Annotated in this window: 12 protein-coding genes; 7 read left to right on the plus strand and 5 right to left on the minus strand. The window is 56.9% G+C overall.

What is annotated here, in order from left to right; translation table 11 throughout:
* Positions 1-281: 281 nt before the first annotated feature.
* Both XH84_RS10790 and XH84_RS10795 read left to right on the plus strand, forming a co-directional pair.
* Positions 282-6,737: a non-ribosomal peptide synthetase gene (locus tag XH84_RS10790; protein ID WP_128948232.1), complete on the plus strand. Its 6,456-nt coding sequence runs from the start codon at positions 282-284 to the stop codon at positions 6,735-6,737.
* Between the two features lie 3 nt (positions 6,738-6,740).
* Positions 6,741-8,198: an MATE family efflux transporter gene (locus XH84_RS10795; RefSeq protein WP_128948233.1), complete on the plus strand. Its 1,458-nt coding sequence runs from the start codon at positions 6,741-6,743 to the stop codon at positions 8,196-8,198.
* 58 nt (positions 8,199-8,256) lie between these two features.
* Here the strand turns inward: XH84_RS10795 and XH84_RS41360 are convergent, their stop codons facing one another.
* Positions 8,257-8,379, minus strand: coding sequence for a hypothetical protein (locus XH84_RS41360; RefSeq protein WP_283811938.1), 123 nt, complete (start codon positions 8,377-8,379; stop codon positions 8,257-8,259).
* Positions 8,380-9,435: 1,056 nt separating this feature from the next.
* Here XH84_RS41360 and XH84_RS41365 point away from each other — a divergent pair.
* On the plus strand, positions 9,436-9,846 hold the full coding sequence (locus XH84_RS41365; RefSeq protein ID WP_283811939.1) for a TauD/TfdA dioxygenase family protein: 411 nt from the start codon (positions 9,436-9,438) through the stop codon (positions 9,844-9,846).
* Positions 9,746-10,309: a TauD/TfdA dioxygenase family protein gene (locus XH84_RS41370; RefSeq protein ID WP_283811940.1), complete on the plus strand. Its 564-nt coding sequence runs from the start codon at positions 9,746-9,748 to the stop codon at positions 10,307-10,309. The genes XH84_RS41365 and XH84_RS41370 overlap by 101 nt, the downstream gene beginning before the upstream one ends.
* A gap of 615 nt (positions 10,310-10,924) precedes the next feature.
* Here the strand turns inward: XH84_RS41370 and XH84_RS10805 are convergent.
* Positions 10,925-11,206, minus strand: coding sequence for a helix-turn-helix domain-containing protein (locus XH84_RS10805; RefSeq protein WP_128948234.1), 282 nt, complete (start codon positions 11,204-11,206; stop codon positions 10,925-10,927).
* Positions 11,207-11,799: 593 nt separating this feature from the next.
* Here XH84_RS10805 and XH84_RS10810 point away from each other — a divergent pair.
* The 3 genes from XH84_RS10810 to XH84_RS10820 all read left to right on the plus strand — a co-directional run bounded on the left by XH84_RS10810 (position 11,800) and on the right by XH84_RS10820 (position 13,007).
* Complete coding sequence (locus XH84_RS10810) at positions 11,800-12,072, plus strand: DNA -binding domain-containing protein (protein WP_128948235.1); 273 nt, start codon at positions 11,800-11,802, stop codon at positions 12,070-12,072.
* Between the two features lie 163 nt (positions 12,073-12,235).
* Entirely contained in the window at positions 12,236-12,430 is a 195-nt protein-coding gene (locus tag XH84_RS40675; protein ID WP_128948236.1) for a transcriptional regulator domain-containing protein, read from the plus strand.
* A 217-nt stretch (positions 12,431-12,647) separates the two neighbouring features.
* On the plus strand, positions 12,648-13,007 hold the full coding sequence (locus XH84_RS10820; protein ID WP_430641891.1) for a DUF2285 domain-containing protein: 360 nt from the start codon (positions 12,648-12,650) through the stop codon (positions 13,005-13,007).
* A 236-nt stretch (positions 13,008-13,243) separates the two neighbouring features.
* Here the strand turns inward: XH84_RS10820 and XH84_RS10825 are convergent, their stop codons facing one another.
* The 3 genes from XH84_RS10825 to XH84_RS10835 form a co-directional block, all read right to left on the minus strand.
* The gene (locus XH84_RS10825; RefSeq protein WP_164937354.1) at positions 13,244-14,152 is read right to left on the minus strand and encodes a LysR family transcriptional regulator; all 909 of its coding nucleotides are present in this window, start codon (positions 14,150-14,152) and stop codon (positions 13,244-13,246) included.
* Between the two features lie 159 nt (positions 14,153-14,311).
* Entirely contained in the window at positions 14,312-14,593 is a 282-nt protein-coding gene (locus XH84_RS10830; protein WP_035730210.1) for a helix-turn-helix domain-containing protein, read from the minus strand.
* Positions 14,594-15,100: 507 nt separating this feature from the next.
* Entirely contained in the window at positions 15,101-15,652 is a 552-nt protein-coding gene (locus XH84_RS10835) for a pyridoxal-phosphate dependent enzyme (protein ID WP_347338871.1), read from the minus strand.
* Positions 15,653-15,742 lie beyond the last annotated feature (90 nt).

Below are 15,742 nucleotides of genomic sequence, written 5' to 3' on the forward strand. Positions count from 1 at the left end.
CGCGCCGTAGCGGAAGGCGTCAAAAAAGGGGGGCCGATCTGGTGGCGTGAGCGAGCTCGGCTTCGACCTCGCTACAAGAGTGGGTAGGTGCCAAAGCGAACTCGGGGGCCTACCGTCCGCCCGCGTTCCTCTGCCGATCATCGAGGAAACAGAAGTGAATGAAAGAACGAGAAGCCAAGATACGGACGGACCGTTATGACTGGCGGAATCAGGGTGGTTACGCAATGCACACCTCGATCAGGAGCGTTGGCGCTCTGATTTGAACGCCGCAGAAGCGACGAATGGCGGGGCGCGTGCCTACGGAAAATCAACCAGGCAAAAATCGGTCTGTGGAACGTCAACCGCTCAACGCGATCACGGCGATCGATCGACTTGCAGGATCGGATCCGGAGAGGGTTGCGCTGAGGTACGGCGCAGACGAACTCACATATGAGGCGCTACGATTAAGATCGGATGCCCTTGCAAGGACCTTGCGAGAGCAGGGCACTCAAGGGGCGGTTGTCGGTTATTGGGGGGAGCGGGACCTCGACTGGGCGACGGCGGTCGTCGCAATATTGAAAGCTGGATCAACGTACCTACCGCTCGATCCATCGTTACCGGCTTCTCGTACATCATTCATGATCGAGCAGAGCCGCTGCGCTCTGGTGATTGGCCGAGACCAGCCGGCTTCGCTGAGCCTATTGCAGGCGAGCAGCAAAGGCGCCACGCAATTTGTAGCGATAGCGGCGGCGCTGCGCCAGGGCGAGACTTCGTCTGTGGTGCCATCGCCGAGCGAGGATGGACTCGCCTACATTCTGTTTACGTCTGGTTCGACGGGCCAGCCTAAGGGCGCAATGATTGAGCGCGGCGCCCTAAACAATCATTTGGCGGCAAAGATCGGCGATCTAAGTCTCACTCGGACGGATTGCGTCGCGCAAACGGCGTCGCATTGCTTTGATATCTCGCTGTGGCAGCTTCTGGCTGGGCTTTGCGTCGGAGCCTCTAGCGCGATCATTGATGATGCAACATTGAGATCGCCATTGTCCCTCCTCCAAGCAATTCAAGGAAGCGGCGCTTCGGTTATCCAATTCGTTCCGTCGATGCTCGCAGTGTTTGTTGAGTATCTGCAGTCGCTTGCTCCGGCGGAGCGAGCTCTGGATGGTTTGCGGATTATTTCTACGGTCGGAGAACCGCTAACACCCGGATTGGCACGTGCGTGGCTTGGCTTATATCCCCGCGTCCCCATTCTCAATCACTACGGGCCGACCGAGTGCGCGGACGGCGTTACGCATCGTCTGGTTTCCGTGCCGCCTGCGCTGGCTGAGCTTTATGTACCGATCGGCAGACCGATTCACAACGTTAAGGTTTACGTCGTTGACGGACTGCGGCTGTGCAACGTTGGGGAGGTCGGCGAAATCTGTGTGAGTGGCGTTGGTGTCGCTGCCGGTTACGCCAATGACGATGTCCGCACCAAGGATGCCTTTGGGCCAAACCCGTTCTCAAACGATCCGTCGTTCCGGCGCCTATACCGGACAGGTGATCTTGGGCGCCTTCGTTCCGACGGCCTTTTGGAATGTCTCGGTCGACGGGATCGTCAGGTCAAAATTCGCGGGCACAGAATCGAGCTGGGAGAAATCGAAGCTCGTTTGTCCGCTCATCCCTCGGTGCATGGCGCTGCCGCAGTCGCCTCCGTCTGCGCAGGCGTAAAGCTCACGGCGCGAGATATAGCCCGAGGTGAGGCGGAAGCCGGACCGCGGCGAATTATCGCGTATGTGTCAGCTCCAGCTGAACTGGCGGAAAGCGAGCTCCAGAACTTCCTTGCCGAGGCGCTTCCCAGCTACATGCTCCCAGAAAGAATCATCCACGTTGACGGTATTCCACTGACCAGGAACGGAAAGGTCGATTTTGGAGCGTTGCCCGACCCGACCAGTGTTCGTCCTCCATTGCCAACGCCATTCGAGGAGCCGCAAACAGACCTCGAAGCCCGACTGCGTAAAATCTGGTCCGCCATTTTGCGTATTGAGAAGATTGGTGTGAATGACCAGTTCATAAGCCTCGGCGGAGACTCGCTGCGGGCAATGCTCATATTGGGACAGTTGCAGACTCTGCTCGGAGTGAAAGCGGATTTCAGGATGGTCCTGAATGGAACGATTCGGTCTCTTGCCGCTTCGATCGCGGCTCCAGCCGAGTCCAAGCCCTGCACAGCCCTGACGTACGGAAGGCTCAGCCGATCGCCTCTGACGCGAGTTCAGGAGCACCTATGGTTTCTCTCCCAGCTCGATCCATCTGCCAGGAACTACATCATTCAAGGCGGCCTGCGAATTAGGGGAAGCATCGATCTAGCTCGGTGGAATCGCGCCTGGACCGATGTCGTTCATTCCCACCAGGCACTTTCGGCCCGCTTTATCGACGAAGACGGTCCGGCTCAATGTTTTGATGCTCCGCCATGTACCAGTCTCGCATTGACTGATGCATCTCACCTCACGTCGCAGGAAGCTGAGGAGCTCATCGAACAGCTCCGGCGAACGGAGCTGAACGACAGTTTTGATCTCCGGCAAGGCCACTTGTTTCGCGCGCGCATGGTCCGGCTTGGTCCCGACAACCATCTCATATTGATCACCGCTCATGAAATCATCGTCGATGCCTGGTCCATCTCTGTGCTGCTCAGAGATCTTCAGCAAAGATACGTAGATGCCGTGGCGTTTGGCCCAGAGAACCGTGCGTCACTCTCGAGCTACGCGATGTGGGAAACACAACACGTTCCGCCAGAGGTGCTGGAGAGCCAACGTCACTATTGGCGCCGTCAGATTGGTGATGATCCACCGGTGCTTTCGCTTGGAAGGGCGCGCCCGCAAACAAATTCATACCGCGGCGGCTCGCATCCAGTACTTCTTGGCAGCGATCTATCCAGTCGGGTAAGAGAATTCGCGCGCCAAAATAGCTGCACCACGTCGACAACACTGCTGGCGTGCTTCCAGCTGCTGCTACGAATGTATAGCGGTCAGGACGATATTATCGTCGGCATGCCACACGCTGTACGGGATCAACGTGGCAGCGCCGACATCATCGGCTTTTTCCTGAATATGCTGCCGATCCGTGCCGCGATCGATGCCGGTCAGTCCTTTGCTGCTCATGCCACGCGCATCCAGGGCCTGGTCAGCGATGCCATCGCAAATTCGGCCTATCCATTCGGATGGATGGTCAGGGACACAAGGTTATGTCGCGAACCGGGTCGATCACCGATCTTCCAGGTCATGTTCAACATGTACTCCGAGGCCGCCGAACCCGCTGGTCGGGACGAGTTGACTCTGACATTCCGCGAGTACGACACAGGCTATGTCAAATTCGACCTAACATTGTACGCGCAAGATCACGACGATGAAATTGCGCTCCAGCTGGCGTATGCGGAAGACATATTTTCGAGTGATTTAGTTGTTCGCATGGCCAACAATCTGCGCTGTCTGATTGCCGCCTGCGTTGACAAACCGCTTGCGCCTATCGAGGAGCTGAGCTGCCTCAGCGCGTCAGACGTCACCCTACTGAACTCGCTGGAGGGGGGCAGGCAGCCATATGAGGCTGAATGTCTGCTTGTTGAAGCCTTCGAGCAGATCAGTGTCTCCAGTCACAGCAAGGTAGCATATTTTGGCGAGTTCGGGGAGGTCACATTCGGCCAGCTGCGTGAGCGCGTAGCAGCTATCAGGTCCTTCCTGCGGGATTTGGACGTGGGCGCTGGCGATATGGTCGCCATGCTGGTCGACCGGTCGCCTGACGTTGCCGCTGTTATGCTGGCGGCGCGAGCTTTGCATTCTATGGTCGTGCCGATACCGCCGGATTATCCGCCTGATCGGATCCAACATATCCTGCGAGATAGTCAGGCAAAGGTGTTGGTTCACGCAAATACCACGGAGACTGGCTTTGACATACCTTCGATTTGTCTATTGACGTTAGACAGGTGCAGGGCGCTGACGGATAATTTCGAATCCAGCGACTCACCCTCAGATCACCAAATTGCGAGCCTTATATACACGTCGTCCTCAACAGGGCGGGCGAAGGGGGTTCTTATTCCGGAATCGGCCATTCTCAATCGGCTGAACTGGATGTGGCGACGCTTTCCCTTCGATAGTACCGACGTGATGATTGTCCAGAAGTCCGCTTTCCTTGTTGCGTCCGCTTGGGAGTATTTTGGTGGGCTTCTGAGAGGTGTGCCCACGCTGATCCTCGCCCAAGGGCAGGTGCTAGATCCGGATCTCTTGTTGTGCAGTTTGGCAAAACATCGTGTGACACGCTTTTTTGCCTCTCCGCCACTCCTGTCCGGTATGATCGGGTCCCAGGAACGGCAACCGCAAAGGACCGCCTTGAGATTGGTCACAAGCAGCGCCGAACCGATGCCTTCCTCGCTGCCCGCTCGCTGGCGCGGGTCTTTTCCAGGCGTGCCCTTGTGGAACTTCTATGGTGCGACGGAATGTGCGTCCAATGCAGCCGTGCACGAAACATCGGATGCCGATGACAACTCGGCGCTTGTGCCGGTGGGGCGGCCAATCGACAACGTCAAACTCTACTTGCTCGATTCACGATTGAAGAGAGTGCCTGTTGGAGCCCCCGGCGAACTGTGCACCGCGGGCCGCTGTCTCAGCGCTGGGTATTGGCGGGATCAAGATCGGACTGACCGATGCTTCGTGCCGAATCCGTATGATGGCGGACAATATAATGTGCTTTATCGAAGTGGGGACATCGCACGCATCTCAACCAGCGGCCTTCTCGAGATTTGCGGCCGATCGGACAACCAGATCAAGGTAAGGGGCTTTCGCATCGAGCCGGAGGAGATCGAAGTTGCCCTTGAGTCTCATCCGGCAATCGCAAAGGCCGCGGTCTTCGCAGAAGGCATCGATGAGGATCGCCGCTTGACGGCGAGCGTGGTGCCCGCTCGGGAGAATCTAAGCACTGGAGAGATTCTCGCCCACCTGCGCAACAGATTGCCATCTCCCATGGTTCCCACAGCCTTCAGGTTGGTTGACAGTGTTCCCCTGACGACAAGCGGAAAGATAGACCGTGCTCGCCTTTCCTCCGTTCCTTACCGCGAAATAGAAACTAGTCCATCTGCTGAGCCCCGCACCAAAAACGAGCGAGTTCTTGCTCGGATCTGGGAAGATCTATTAGGCGCCAAGGGGGTAGGAATCGACAGCAGTTTCTTTGATATCGGCGGCGATTCTCTTCTAAGCGTACGTTGCGTCACGCTGGCGCGCAAAGCCGGGCTGAATCTCACCGTCAACCAGCTTTATCGAACACCGACCATCAGGGAGTTGGCGGCCGGGGAAGCGGAGGCGGCACCCCACAACGTGGCTTCCGCTGACGGCTTACTGCCTGTGCCCCCCGTAATATCGTTTTGGAATTCTCTTGTCGGCTTTGACGAGCATTTTAACATCGGCGATCTGTTCTTCTTGCGCGGTGGGATCCTGAACATCAAGATCCTGGACCGCGCTCTCGCCCATGTCATCGAGAGGCACGAAGGCCTCAGGCTCCGCGTTGCCCGAACCAAAAATGGACTACGGCTGGGGATTGGGCCTTGTCCGGCCGAGCGTATCGTGGAGGAGATCGATCTCGCCCGGATGACCGGCCCAGACCAGCGCAGGACAATCGAGAGCGTCTCGGCAAGACGTCAACACATGTTTCGGTTTGACGGCCACATGCCTCTTGTTCACGTCACGGCCTTCCGTACTTCGGAAAGCGGCGATTACTATCTGCTGGTGCTGATGCATCATTTCGTAGCGGATGGGATGGGCTATCGGCTATTTCTGGAAGCATTGGAGGGCGCATACCAAGATCTTGCTGCAGGCCACGATGTGAATAGTCCCGAGACCGTACAAAGGCTCTCTCCCTGGTTGAAGCGCCTCGAGCACTACGCGAACAGCGAAGCGCCAGACGAACTCAAGCACTGGGAGGACATCGACTACGACCAATTCAACTTGCGTGTGAGCGACGCGTCATCGCGCGGCACGAGTGTTGCAGAAGGAAGCGCGAGAGAGCTTCACGATGCAAGTGTCGGAGGTCGTCGGGAGGCTGCGAACGGCCGTTCGCTAGATCAGGCCAAGTACCATCTTGAGATCGACGGGGAAGCAACAGCGGGTCTCCTCAGTATTGGAGCCAAATCAGCGCATTGTCAGGACTTTGATGTGTTTCTTGCTGCCCTGTCCGGTGCGTTTGGCGCCCTATTCGGCAACTATTCGCTCTGGATTGATAGCCTGACCTCGACACGAGGTCGGCTGTTTGACGATTTCGATTCATCTCAGATCATTGGCCTTATCAGCGAGCTCGTTCCGCTTTCATTGAATGTCACAGGAAGGGAGTCGCGTTCCGACCGTGCTCGTTTAATATACCGGCAGCGCAATGCGCTGCCGCGTGGGGGAATAGGCTTTCGGGCGCTGAAATTCCTAAACCGAGATCCAGCCATGCGGTGTCGGCTCGATCGCCTGCCACTGCCCAGAATTGGGGTGAATTATCGCGCTCGTTTGCAGCGCCATTTCCCACGCCGTTTTCTAGACACAGGCCCTTACCCACTTTGGATCGGCGAACACATGCATCAAGCGGCGGCGATCCACGTCTTCTGGTTCGATGTCGGATATCAATCCGGCGATCTACAGATCGACGCTACGTATGATCCCAGCATCGTCGATTATGAGGTGACACGCCATCTTTGCACGGTCTTGCAACAGGAGCTGTTGCAGACGATCAATGAATTCGTAGCGCTGAGGACGTTGTGAATCATGGATGACCGGAATGCGAAGCTCGTCGTTAAAAGCGATCGCGATGCGATGCCGAAGAAAAGCCGGCACGTGGATCTATCGGACCAAAAGCTCCCGAGCCTTCTCCTTCGGCTTGCCATTCCATCTGTTATCGGGTTGTCGATCAACGCGTTACAGCAGCTCCTCAACGCTATCTTTGTTGGCTCACTTGGTGCGCAGGCGATCGCAGCCGTGAGCATGACTATGCCGATCATTATCCTGCTCGCGGCGGCGGGAGAGGGGATCGGTGTGGGTACTGCATCGTTCATATCTCGTCATCTTGGTGCTGGTAATGAGTTGGAGGCTAGTCGAGGTGCGAGTACGGCACTCGCGCTCGCCGCTCCGATCGGTGTGATCATGACGGTCGGACTGCTTCTGAGCCTACGAGGCATCTTCGTCGCACTCGGGGCAAGTCCAACCATCCTTCCCATCGCGCTCGACTACGCCACGATCCTTTTGCCGGGGTCCACTTTGATGCTCCTAAATATTGTCAGCGGCTTCATCGCAAGAGCTGAAGGCAACACACTATTCAGTATGTGGACGATGCTGAGCGCTTTCATATTGAACGCCTTGCTTGATCCCATTTTTATATTCTTACTAGACTTGGGTGTGCGAGGCGCGGCCCTCGCAACGCTCCTATCTCAGATCGCTGCGATAAGCCTCTACATCGGATATTTTACCAAGGGGTGGGGCACTGTCTTCGTCAGAATCTCTCAGGTCTCGTTGCGGGTAGATCGCATCAGAGAGCTCGCGCTCATTGGGGCGCCGGCGACCGCGACAAGTATCTTATCTGCTCTTGCCGGTATGTTCTTGTACGGAGCCGCTGCCCGATTCGGTGACGAGTTCGTCGCGGCGGTGGGAATAGCTGTAAGAATCCTGACAATCGGGGCGCTACCTATCACGGGTTTTTGTATCGGCTCTCAAGCTGTCCTGGGGTTCGGTTGGGGCGCCCGCGACCTTGCCCGTGTACTGAGGGTCGCGAAGTTCATGCTGTCTATCACGGTTGCGCTTTCCTTTGCGTATTCCGCAGCCGTTATGCTTTTTGTCCGGCCGTTGGTCAGGTTGTTCAGCGATAGCGATAAGGTCACCGAAATTGCCGTCTCGACCTGCATCATCTTTCATCTGTTTTTTGGACTCTTCGGTATTCAGAGTTTCGTGACGACAATGCTTCAGTCGCTCGGCAGAGCACGCCTCAGCGCGGTCGTGTCTTTCGCGAGGCAAGGATATCTCTTCATACCGGCCGTACTGTTATTCCCTGTCATATCGGGCTTTAGCGGAGTGTTGGCCAGTCAAGCCATCGCTGAGCTGGGCGCCGGAATGATCGCGCTGTTTGTCATGTTCCGCCAGTTCGCTGAGCTCAGACAAGGGGACCGGCACATTCAGCCTGGAATCGAAAGTGCTCTTTCATCTGATAAGGAGATCATCGGAGCCGGCATTTAATCTGCATGGCCGGCGAGGAGATGGCTCCAAAATTAGTGTGATGAGCAAGAGCGAGTCGCTATGTATCGGTCTTTATCGCTGCGATCGCGACGAAGGCAAAGCCGAATGTTGCACGCGCGAACGTCGTGCGCGGGTGGCGCAGCGCGGCGAGGTCGACGTCGCGCCTGGTCTTGGCGAGCACTCGATCTCAAGCCAAGGATAAGAGAGAGCGATCATGAGGAAGCTACATCCGTGGCTTATGATCTGAAATCCGACCGCCCTTCAGTGTCGTGTCGCTCATAGTGAGGCAAGATAGCCAGCCGGAATTTGCGGCTTGCAGTCTGAGAACGCAAAGACGCCTTCGGAGCGATATTCCTGGCCGTGGGCGCTCTGTTTCGATTGTGTGCTCAACTACCGCGAAGCCAAGCGGCAGGCACGCCGTAAGGAAGATCTACGTCTCGGGGTAGAACGAGAGTAAGCGTCGGTGAGAACGACGCTTACGAACGAAAGACACGGCATCACAGGGACGACCTGCATTCGTGCCGAGTGCAAATTTTGAAAATCGAGGGATTAAGTCCGTTGTTTAAGCTGCATCGGAAGTTGCAGCCTTCTTACTTTGCGCTTCTCCCGCTAGTCCAAGGCATGACAGTAAGTGATCAGCTGAAGAAACGTCGCGCATTGAACAACTCCAAGTCGCAAAAATATGATTAGGAGCCCGTTGAAGTAGTTTATTGTATGTTATACATCTTTAGATAGATTTTGTTTCGAGGCGGTGGGTCCTATCCGCTTCGCGAGTGCATGCCGCGAACCAGTTCTAATCTTCATCGTGCGCATGAGGCCTTGCGGGATGAATGAGGTACGACACAGTCGTTGTTCGAGGATTTTCCAACCATGAGTTCTGGGACGAGGCGAACGTTGCACGAGCTCAAAAAGAAAGCTGGTTTCGTTTCATGGACTGGACATGGATTGCGTCTATGATTTGCACTGTTGATTAGGCTGCAAAAAACGATCTGGTGGCCTCATATGCGAGTGTCCTTCGACGAGAACGCGCCGTGTCGACACGCAGAGGGAGTGGGATTCTAAGGTGCTGGTGGTGTGTATCGGAATTCAGTCGCCTAATTGAACGGCGCGGTGACACGCGCTCAGAAAATGCGGGTGTGTAGGCATCAAGATCGTTTTGCCGGGTTTGTCGCCAGACGCGACCACCACTGAGCTTGTTTAGACATCCACAGAAGGAGGCGCCGTTATGAGTGCAACAATGGCTGTTGAAAATGTTATTCCGCGAGTAGACATCGTCAAGCGCGCGGACCGGCTTGGTGCCGAAATCAAGAATATCGCGCTGTCGGACGATTTGCCTGACGATATCATCGTAGCGTTCAACCGGCTTCTGCTCGAGCATAAGGTCATCTTCTTCCGTGATCAGGGACATCTCGACGATGCACAGCAGCAGCGTTTTGTTCTCCGGCTCGGCTCGCTGATACCGAATCCCACAATGGCGGACACAACGGGCGGTTTAACGATCCAGGAACTGTCTGATCGCGCCTGCGGTCATCTCAACGAGATGAACGATGAGCGGGTCCCCGCAGCCATTTCGGTGCTGCGGCTCGCAGCCGTCCCGCCTTTTTGGCGGCGACATTGCTTGGCCGAGCAGGGCGGCCGCTTATCTTGATCTTCCCGATCCCCTGCGGATGCTCGCAGATAACCTCTGGGCTATGAGCTTCGTCGCATCTGATCTCAGTGCGACCGAGAGGGCCACCGAAGCCAACAAGCGGCCTTGGTGCGGCGTATCCACTGGAACGATCTACGAAACGACACATCCGATTGTTCGTGTTCATCCCGAGACCGGCGAACGTATGCTATCGCTCGGTCGCGCCGTGAACAACTTCGTCGGCCTGCAGCGCTATCCTAGCCAAAGACTGTTTGAACGGCTGCAATCCTATCTCATTGCGCCCCGGAACACCCTATGCTGGAACTGGAAATCAGGCGACGTCGTAATCTGGGACAATCGCGCGACGGAGCCGTACCCTGTCAACAAAATCGGCAGTCCTCACTGGGCCCTGGGCCAGCTCGCGATTGACGCCCGCGTACAGCACGTGAAGAGGCCAAAATCAAGGGCTGCAAAGGCTGCCTGACATTGTCCGCTTCTCTCGGATTTCGTAAGACGCCTGGAGACTAAGGCTAAGTTGCGGCCCTGGAATGTCGAGCGGAGCCGGCCTTCTTGTGCACCCGACCGGCTAACGCGCGCAGTTGCCACCTGCTCAACGTCTTCCAGGCCCATTAGCATTAATCTTCAGGCAGCCTCTCTGCTCGCCGGTCAAACCGATGGCGATGCATTTTTGATGATCTGATGCAACCGTTGGCTCTCGCCCAGCGAGCAGCATCCCCTTCATCATCTCGGGATAGTCAGGCCCGGCCTAGCTCACATCCAATTCAGAACATATTCGCCACCATGTGGCGACGCGTCGGGTGGCCGGTTTCGCCCCTGCAAGGGCACCACACCTTCCCGATCTTCGGCCAGCGGGAAGGTCCCCATCCTCAAGCCGCACGTTTACGGCGAGCGGCGCAAGCCCTCATTTTGAAGATGCTCGGCCTTACGACGGCTGACCCGGGGGGGCGCTAGGCGGAACCCTGCTGGGACGACATCGGCTGGCGCAGGAGAGCGGAATCGTCGGCTGTAGATCGAAGGGAGCACGCGCGCCGCTCCGGCTCGCTCCCTCCCGTCCTTACTTGAAACATGGCACCCACAATTATGTCCTGTTCCGACAGGGGGGCGCCGGTTTGCGTCCTCTAGGCATCGGCTTGGGGGGCATCGCACCCCTGGCCGGCTCAGCGAACAATTCGGACAAGTGAATACCCAAGGTCACGGCGATACGGTCCAGGAGATCAATGGTCGGGTTCTCTTTCTTCTGCTCAATGCGCCCCATGTATGAGCGGTCGATCCCGGCATCATAGGCCAATTGCTCTTGCGGAATGCCGCGCTCTACGCGGATCCGGCGCACATTCCAGGCCACAAGCGCACGAGCGTTCATGCGCAGAGGCAGCCATTCCGATGATTATGAAACCACTGGTTATAGCCAGACTATTACGATAAGCTCGCACGAGCAGTGGCCGTCCTCCCCAATTGCTTCGAGGAATCAGCGCGTGCCGTCTTCTCGTTGACCCTCATAAGCGTTCTCGTGGGGCAATAGCTTGCCGTTAGCGGCAGAGAGGGAATCGCGCTCAGAGGTAGCCTGCGGCGTTTTCGCGGGACCCCGACTATATAGGACGAATGTTCGAATGTGGCTCGAAAGGGAAACGAATATTCTCCAGTTCGCTGGTTCTGGTTATTGCCTTTCACGAGTGCGACCGGGCCTGTCATCACGGACCACCAAGCCTTCCGCCAGGAACAGCAAGGACAACCTAGTTTCAGGGCACATCTGCAATCCCTTCCAGTATGGATTGCGATGAAAAAGGGAAAGCGCTGGATAGAGCCGCCAGGTCAATGTGAGCCAATATGCGATTGCCATCTCAGCGCGAAAAGGAGGTCGGTGTACGACCAATGGGCAGGTACCAAAACGACCTCAAAGTAGTTATCGTTGCTCTGATTTCGCTAGATTTTTCAGCTGGGTAGGAGTTTCAGGCAGTGCCAGCCGAGCCGAAGATCGCAGAATTGGCGCCCAGCGTCGACGAGCTCACGTCTTATGACAAGGAGCACGCTGTTGCCTATATGCGACTTCTTGATGCGGAAGCGGATAAGGCAGATTGGCGCGAAATCGCGCGAATTGTGCTTGGGCTTGATCCCACCGCTGAACCGGATCGTGCGCGACGCACATTCGAAAGTCATCTGACGCGGGCCAAGTGGCTAGCGCGCCACGGCTATCGCGATCTGCTACGTAGCGGTTGGCCAAAACAATGATCAGCGCGGATGTCAGGGGCGCCGGAATGCGTCACGATCGCAAAAGTTGATCATTCCATCGATTAAGTGCGTGCCAGGCGCGTACACGATAAGCAAGCACCGGAAAGAGCCACAATCATCGGATGCATTTTGCCGCGTCTGAAGATTTTGCGGGAAAGGTGCGATGCCGGATACTGACTGGAGATCTGAGGAAGCGTACAGAGGTCTAAAGACGGCAGATGCTGCGGACCTGGCCTGGGAGTGGCTGCGCCGGGATCGCGACTACCAAGACGATTATAAGCGGTTATCCCGCCGCGAACGTTCAAGCGCAGCGGCGGGCGAGTTCCGACGCAAGTGGGGGCTCTCGTTTCCCTGCTGATCCGCAAAAGACTTTCGACAAGCAAGCAGTCTTTTGGGCACCTGAGGTGCTGCCGACCGTACTGGCTGTGCGGGCGGTCAACCGCATTGCGCCCAAAAGTGATCAGCTCGATTTCGACAATCTGGCGGGCGGCGAGCTTCGCCGTGCGCCTGATGGATGGCATGCGATCGTGCCGCTCGGGGGCACGAAGCATCGCCTGTGGCTAAGAGAGCTTCCGGTGAGCGGATATTCTGTCGATCTGCCGCTCGATGCCGATTTCGAGCTTCGGTTGGAGGCCGCGCGTCGATTTTGGCTTGCCCTTGAGCGTCGGGCGCTCGGAATGCCTCCTCTTGCTTTGCCTGCTTTGAAGCAGCGTCGGCTGATCCTTGCGCTGCGCGCAGTGGATGGATGGCAGGAAGGAAATAGTTACCGCCAAATCGCGCAAGGCCTGTTTGGAAGCCATCGTATTGCCGAGCGCGCCTGGAAAACAGACGATTTGCGCAGCCGAACTATTCGACTTGTTAAGCTAGGGCGGCGCCTCATGCGCCTTCGCTGGCGAGCATTGCTCGACAGACGCAGGGGCAGGGATGACAAGTAGTGGGTTGCGGCGATAAATGGCCTACCTTCCGTTCTGCCAGCCAATTCTTCTGCTGCCTGGCCCGCTGGTGGACAGGATAAAATCTTTGCCCTCCGATATCTCATTGTTGCCGTCTTGATTGCTCCAACAGAGGGGCGTTATCTCCGTAGGCTTTGCGGATTATGCTTGAATAGTTTTCTTGAGTTGAGCGCTCTCGACTTGAACATCGATTTCCCCCTGCAGCGGATTGAGGGACCTCAGGCAGCCTGCGCAAGTGCTACCTTCTTGCAAAGACGAGCCAGCCAACGGCAAAAAGAACGTGCGATCTCGGGGTGCGCGCCGCGATCTACGGCATAGGCGCGATAATGCATGCCACTTGGAACGCGGGTGCCAGGGATGACTTGCAAAGCGCCCCCTCGCACTAGGTCACTGACGATGATTTCCGGCGCGACAAGAAGGCATTTTCCTGTCATGACGGCCGGCAGAGCAAGATAGTTGTGATCATACCGCGCGCCCGCTCGTATGTCGCTTGAAGAGAGGTTCATGGCCCTCAGCCATGTCGGCAGGATGTCGGGGCGGGATGTGATGTTCAGTATAGGGGTTGAGCGAACAATCGAGAGCTCTTTGCCCCCGACGAGATTTGGCGGGCCGACGCACACCAGCTCCTCTTTGTAGATTTCCCAACTGTCGGCGGGCTCAATGACGGAAAGATCCCGTGTAATCAAAATATCGAAATCATCCGAAGATCTCGGCGGCGCCAGGGAGCTGACGATGTCCACGATAACGCCACCCGCTTCGGAAGAGAAAGCCTGCAGATTTGGAATAAGAAGAGAGAAAGCAAAGGTCGATAGTGACGTGCGGACCACAATCCGATTCGCTCCTGCGCCTGCACGGCGTCGCATTCTCTTCGCGGTGAAGCTGACTGTTTCGAGCGGCTCAGACACTGCGTTTGCGAATAGCCTCCCGAACTCGGTCAAATCACTGCCCCGTCCACGCCGCTCGATGAGATCAGCACCCAGGTAATCCCGCAGTACAGCCAAATACCGGCTGACCGAACTTTGCGTTGTTCCCAAAGTGGTGGCCGCGCGCGTGACGCTGCCTTCACGGGCAACGGTCACAAACGCGCGGATGGCATTTAAAGGAACTTCCTCGTCTTGAGTCGCCATTGTCTGCTCCGGCGCCAGAATGAACATCCATCACATTATTCGATGCCCATAGCCGGATCGCCGCGTATATGGGGCGGTCACGCATGAAATCCTCGTGGGAGCGTGATACCTGCGCCAGTACCGCACAAGATCTGCGTCTCAGCTGGTGTTTGTCAGGGGCTAAGTCCTTTTGCCGCGTGCCGGCTTCGGCTTGCGACCTTTAGGTAAGGTTGCCGGTGGCGGCGCGCCCTTGGATGGCCGAACAAACAGCTCGGAGACAGCTACGCCGAGCGTCTCGGCAAGGCGATCGAGAAGATCGATTGTCGGGTTCGCTTGTTGCCGCTCAAGTCCGCTCATGTAGGAGCGATCAATTCCTGCATCGTAAGCCAATTGCTCTTGCGGAATACCGCGCTGGACGCGGATCCGGCGCACATTGTAAGCCACAAGCGCACGAGCTCTCATGCGCGAAAGCAGCCATTTCGATGGTCATCAAACCACTGGCTATAACCTACCTAAAACATGACCAAATTGGAGGTATTCGCTCGAATTATTCGATGCGTTTCACTTTCCCGGACGCTAGTGGCGCGGGCCGTAAGAGCGCTTAAATCGACCGTCTAAGTTGCGGCGGCGCGGCATCGGGCGCTGGCGTTTCACAGCGACATCTACCCGAGAATCGACGGCGTTACCTGGTCACACAGGTCGACTGGAACGTTTCGACGATCCAGGACGGCCTCGTCTACGTGCACAATCAGGGCGCCGAGCGCCCGTTGCCAAAAGGCTTGGGCACGGTGGTCCGAGGAACACGACCCTCTTGCGGGAGCGTGGTTGATAATCTTCTCCTGGCCGACATCTTCGGAAGACCTTGGACAGGTCCAAAGGGGCAGCCTGCGCGCTGCCAATTCGAGACGAAAGAGCAAGCCGTCTTTCTCGCGGCGAAACCGGTCCGACCCTGAAGGTGACCCCGGAGGCTCACGACACCGACGTTTTCTCGTCCCAAGTTGGTACAATATTTCTCCCAGTCACTTGCGCCGGCGTTACACCCACGAGTTCTTCATAGAGACGAGGATCAGTCGCGCCCTCGGTGTTGATCAGGAAGACCCGTGCATTCTGTCCAAGGCCGGTCATGGACCGCGATGTCTGGTCCGAGGCAATCTTCAGCAGTCCTGCCAGACCTGCCCCGCCACTTTCCCCAGCAACGACAGCTGGATCGCCATCCACAGGGTTTGCCAAGCGCTTCATGACGCTGATAGCGTCCTCGTCGTCCATCGTCATGAAGGAATCGGCAGCGCGCGAAAGGATGCGCCATGCGACGAGGGACGGATCGTAGCATTCAAGCATCGCCATCACTGTTGACGCCCCATGCTTCACCTTAATGGGAGGGCCAGCTCGAGCGCTTTCAAACAGGCAGGCCGCGCGCGAAGGCTCGACGACGGTGAAGAACGGCCTGTTATCAGCAGCCAGAACCCAGAAATGTCCTGCAATTGCAGCAGCGGCCCCACCCACGCCGGCTTGAACGAACACGTGGGACTCGGCGTGCCGATGAAGCAGGCTCGAGGCAAAGAGGCGGTAATTGCAGCAGATGCCGTCATCGGAACTGCTCTCGGTCGAGTG

The organism is Bradyrhizobium nanningense (genome assembly GCF_004114535.1).
Classification (GTDB): Bacteria; Pseudomonadota; Alphaproteobacteria; order Rhizobiales; family Xanthobacteraceae; genus Bradyrhizobium; species Bradyrhizobium nanningense.

Coding starts and splice junctions, on each gene's coding strand:
- XH84_RS10790 (WP_128948232.1), top strand. CDS start 282: ATGGCGGGGCGCGTGCCTACGGAAAATCAACCAGGCAAAAATCGGTCT.
- XH84_RS10795 (WP_128948233.1), top strand. CDS start 6,741: ATGGATGACCGGAATGCGAAGCTCGTCGTTAAAAGCGATCGCGATGCG.
- XH84_RS41365 (WP_283811939.1), top strand. CDS start 9,436: ATGGCTGTTGAAAATGTTATTCCGCGAGTAGACATCGTCAAGCGCGCG.
- XH84_RS41370 (WP_283811940.1), top strand. CDS start 9,746: ATGAGCGGGTCCCCGCAGCCATTTCGGTGCTGCGGCTCGCAGCCGTCC.
- XH84_RS10805 (WP_128948234.1), bottom strand. CDS start 11,206: ATGAACGCTCGTGCGCTTGTGGCCTGGAATGTGCGCCGGATCCGCGTA.
- XH84_RS40675 (WP_128948236.1), top strand. CDS start 12,236: ATGCCGGATACTGACTGGAGATCTGAGGAAGCGTACAGAGGTCTAAAG.
- XH84_RS10825 (WP_164937354.1), bottom strand. CDS start 14,152: ATGGCGACTCAAGACGAGGAAGTTCCTTTAAATGCCATCCGCGCGTTT.
- XH84_RS10830 (WP_035730210.1), bottom strand. CDS start 14,593: ATGAGAGCTCGTGCGCTTGTGGCTTACAATGTGCGCCGGATCCGCGTC.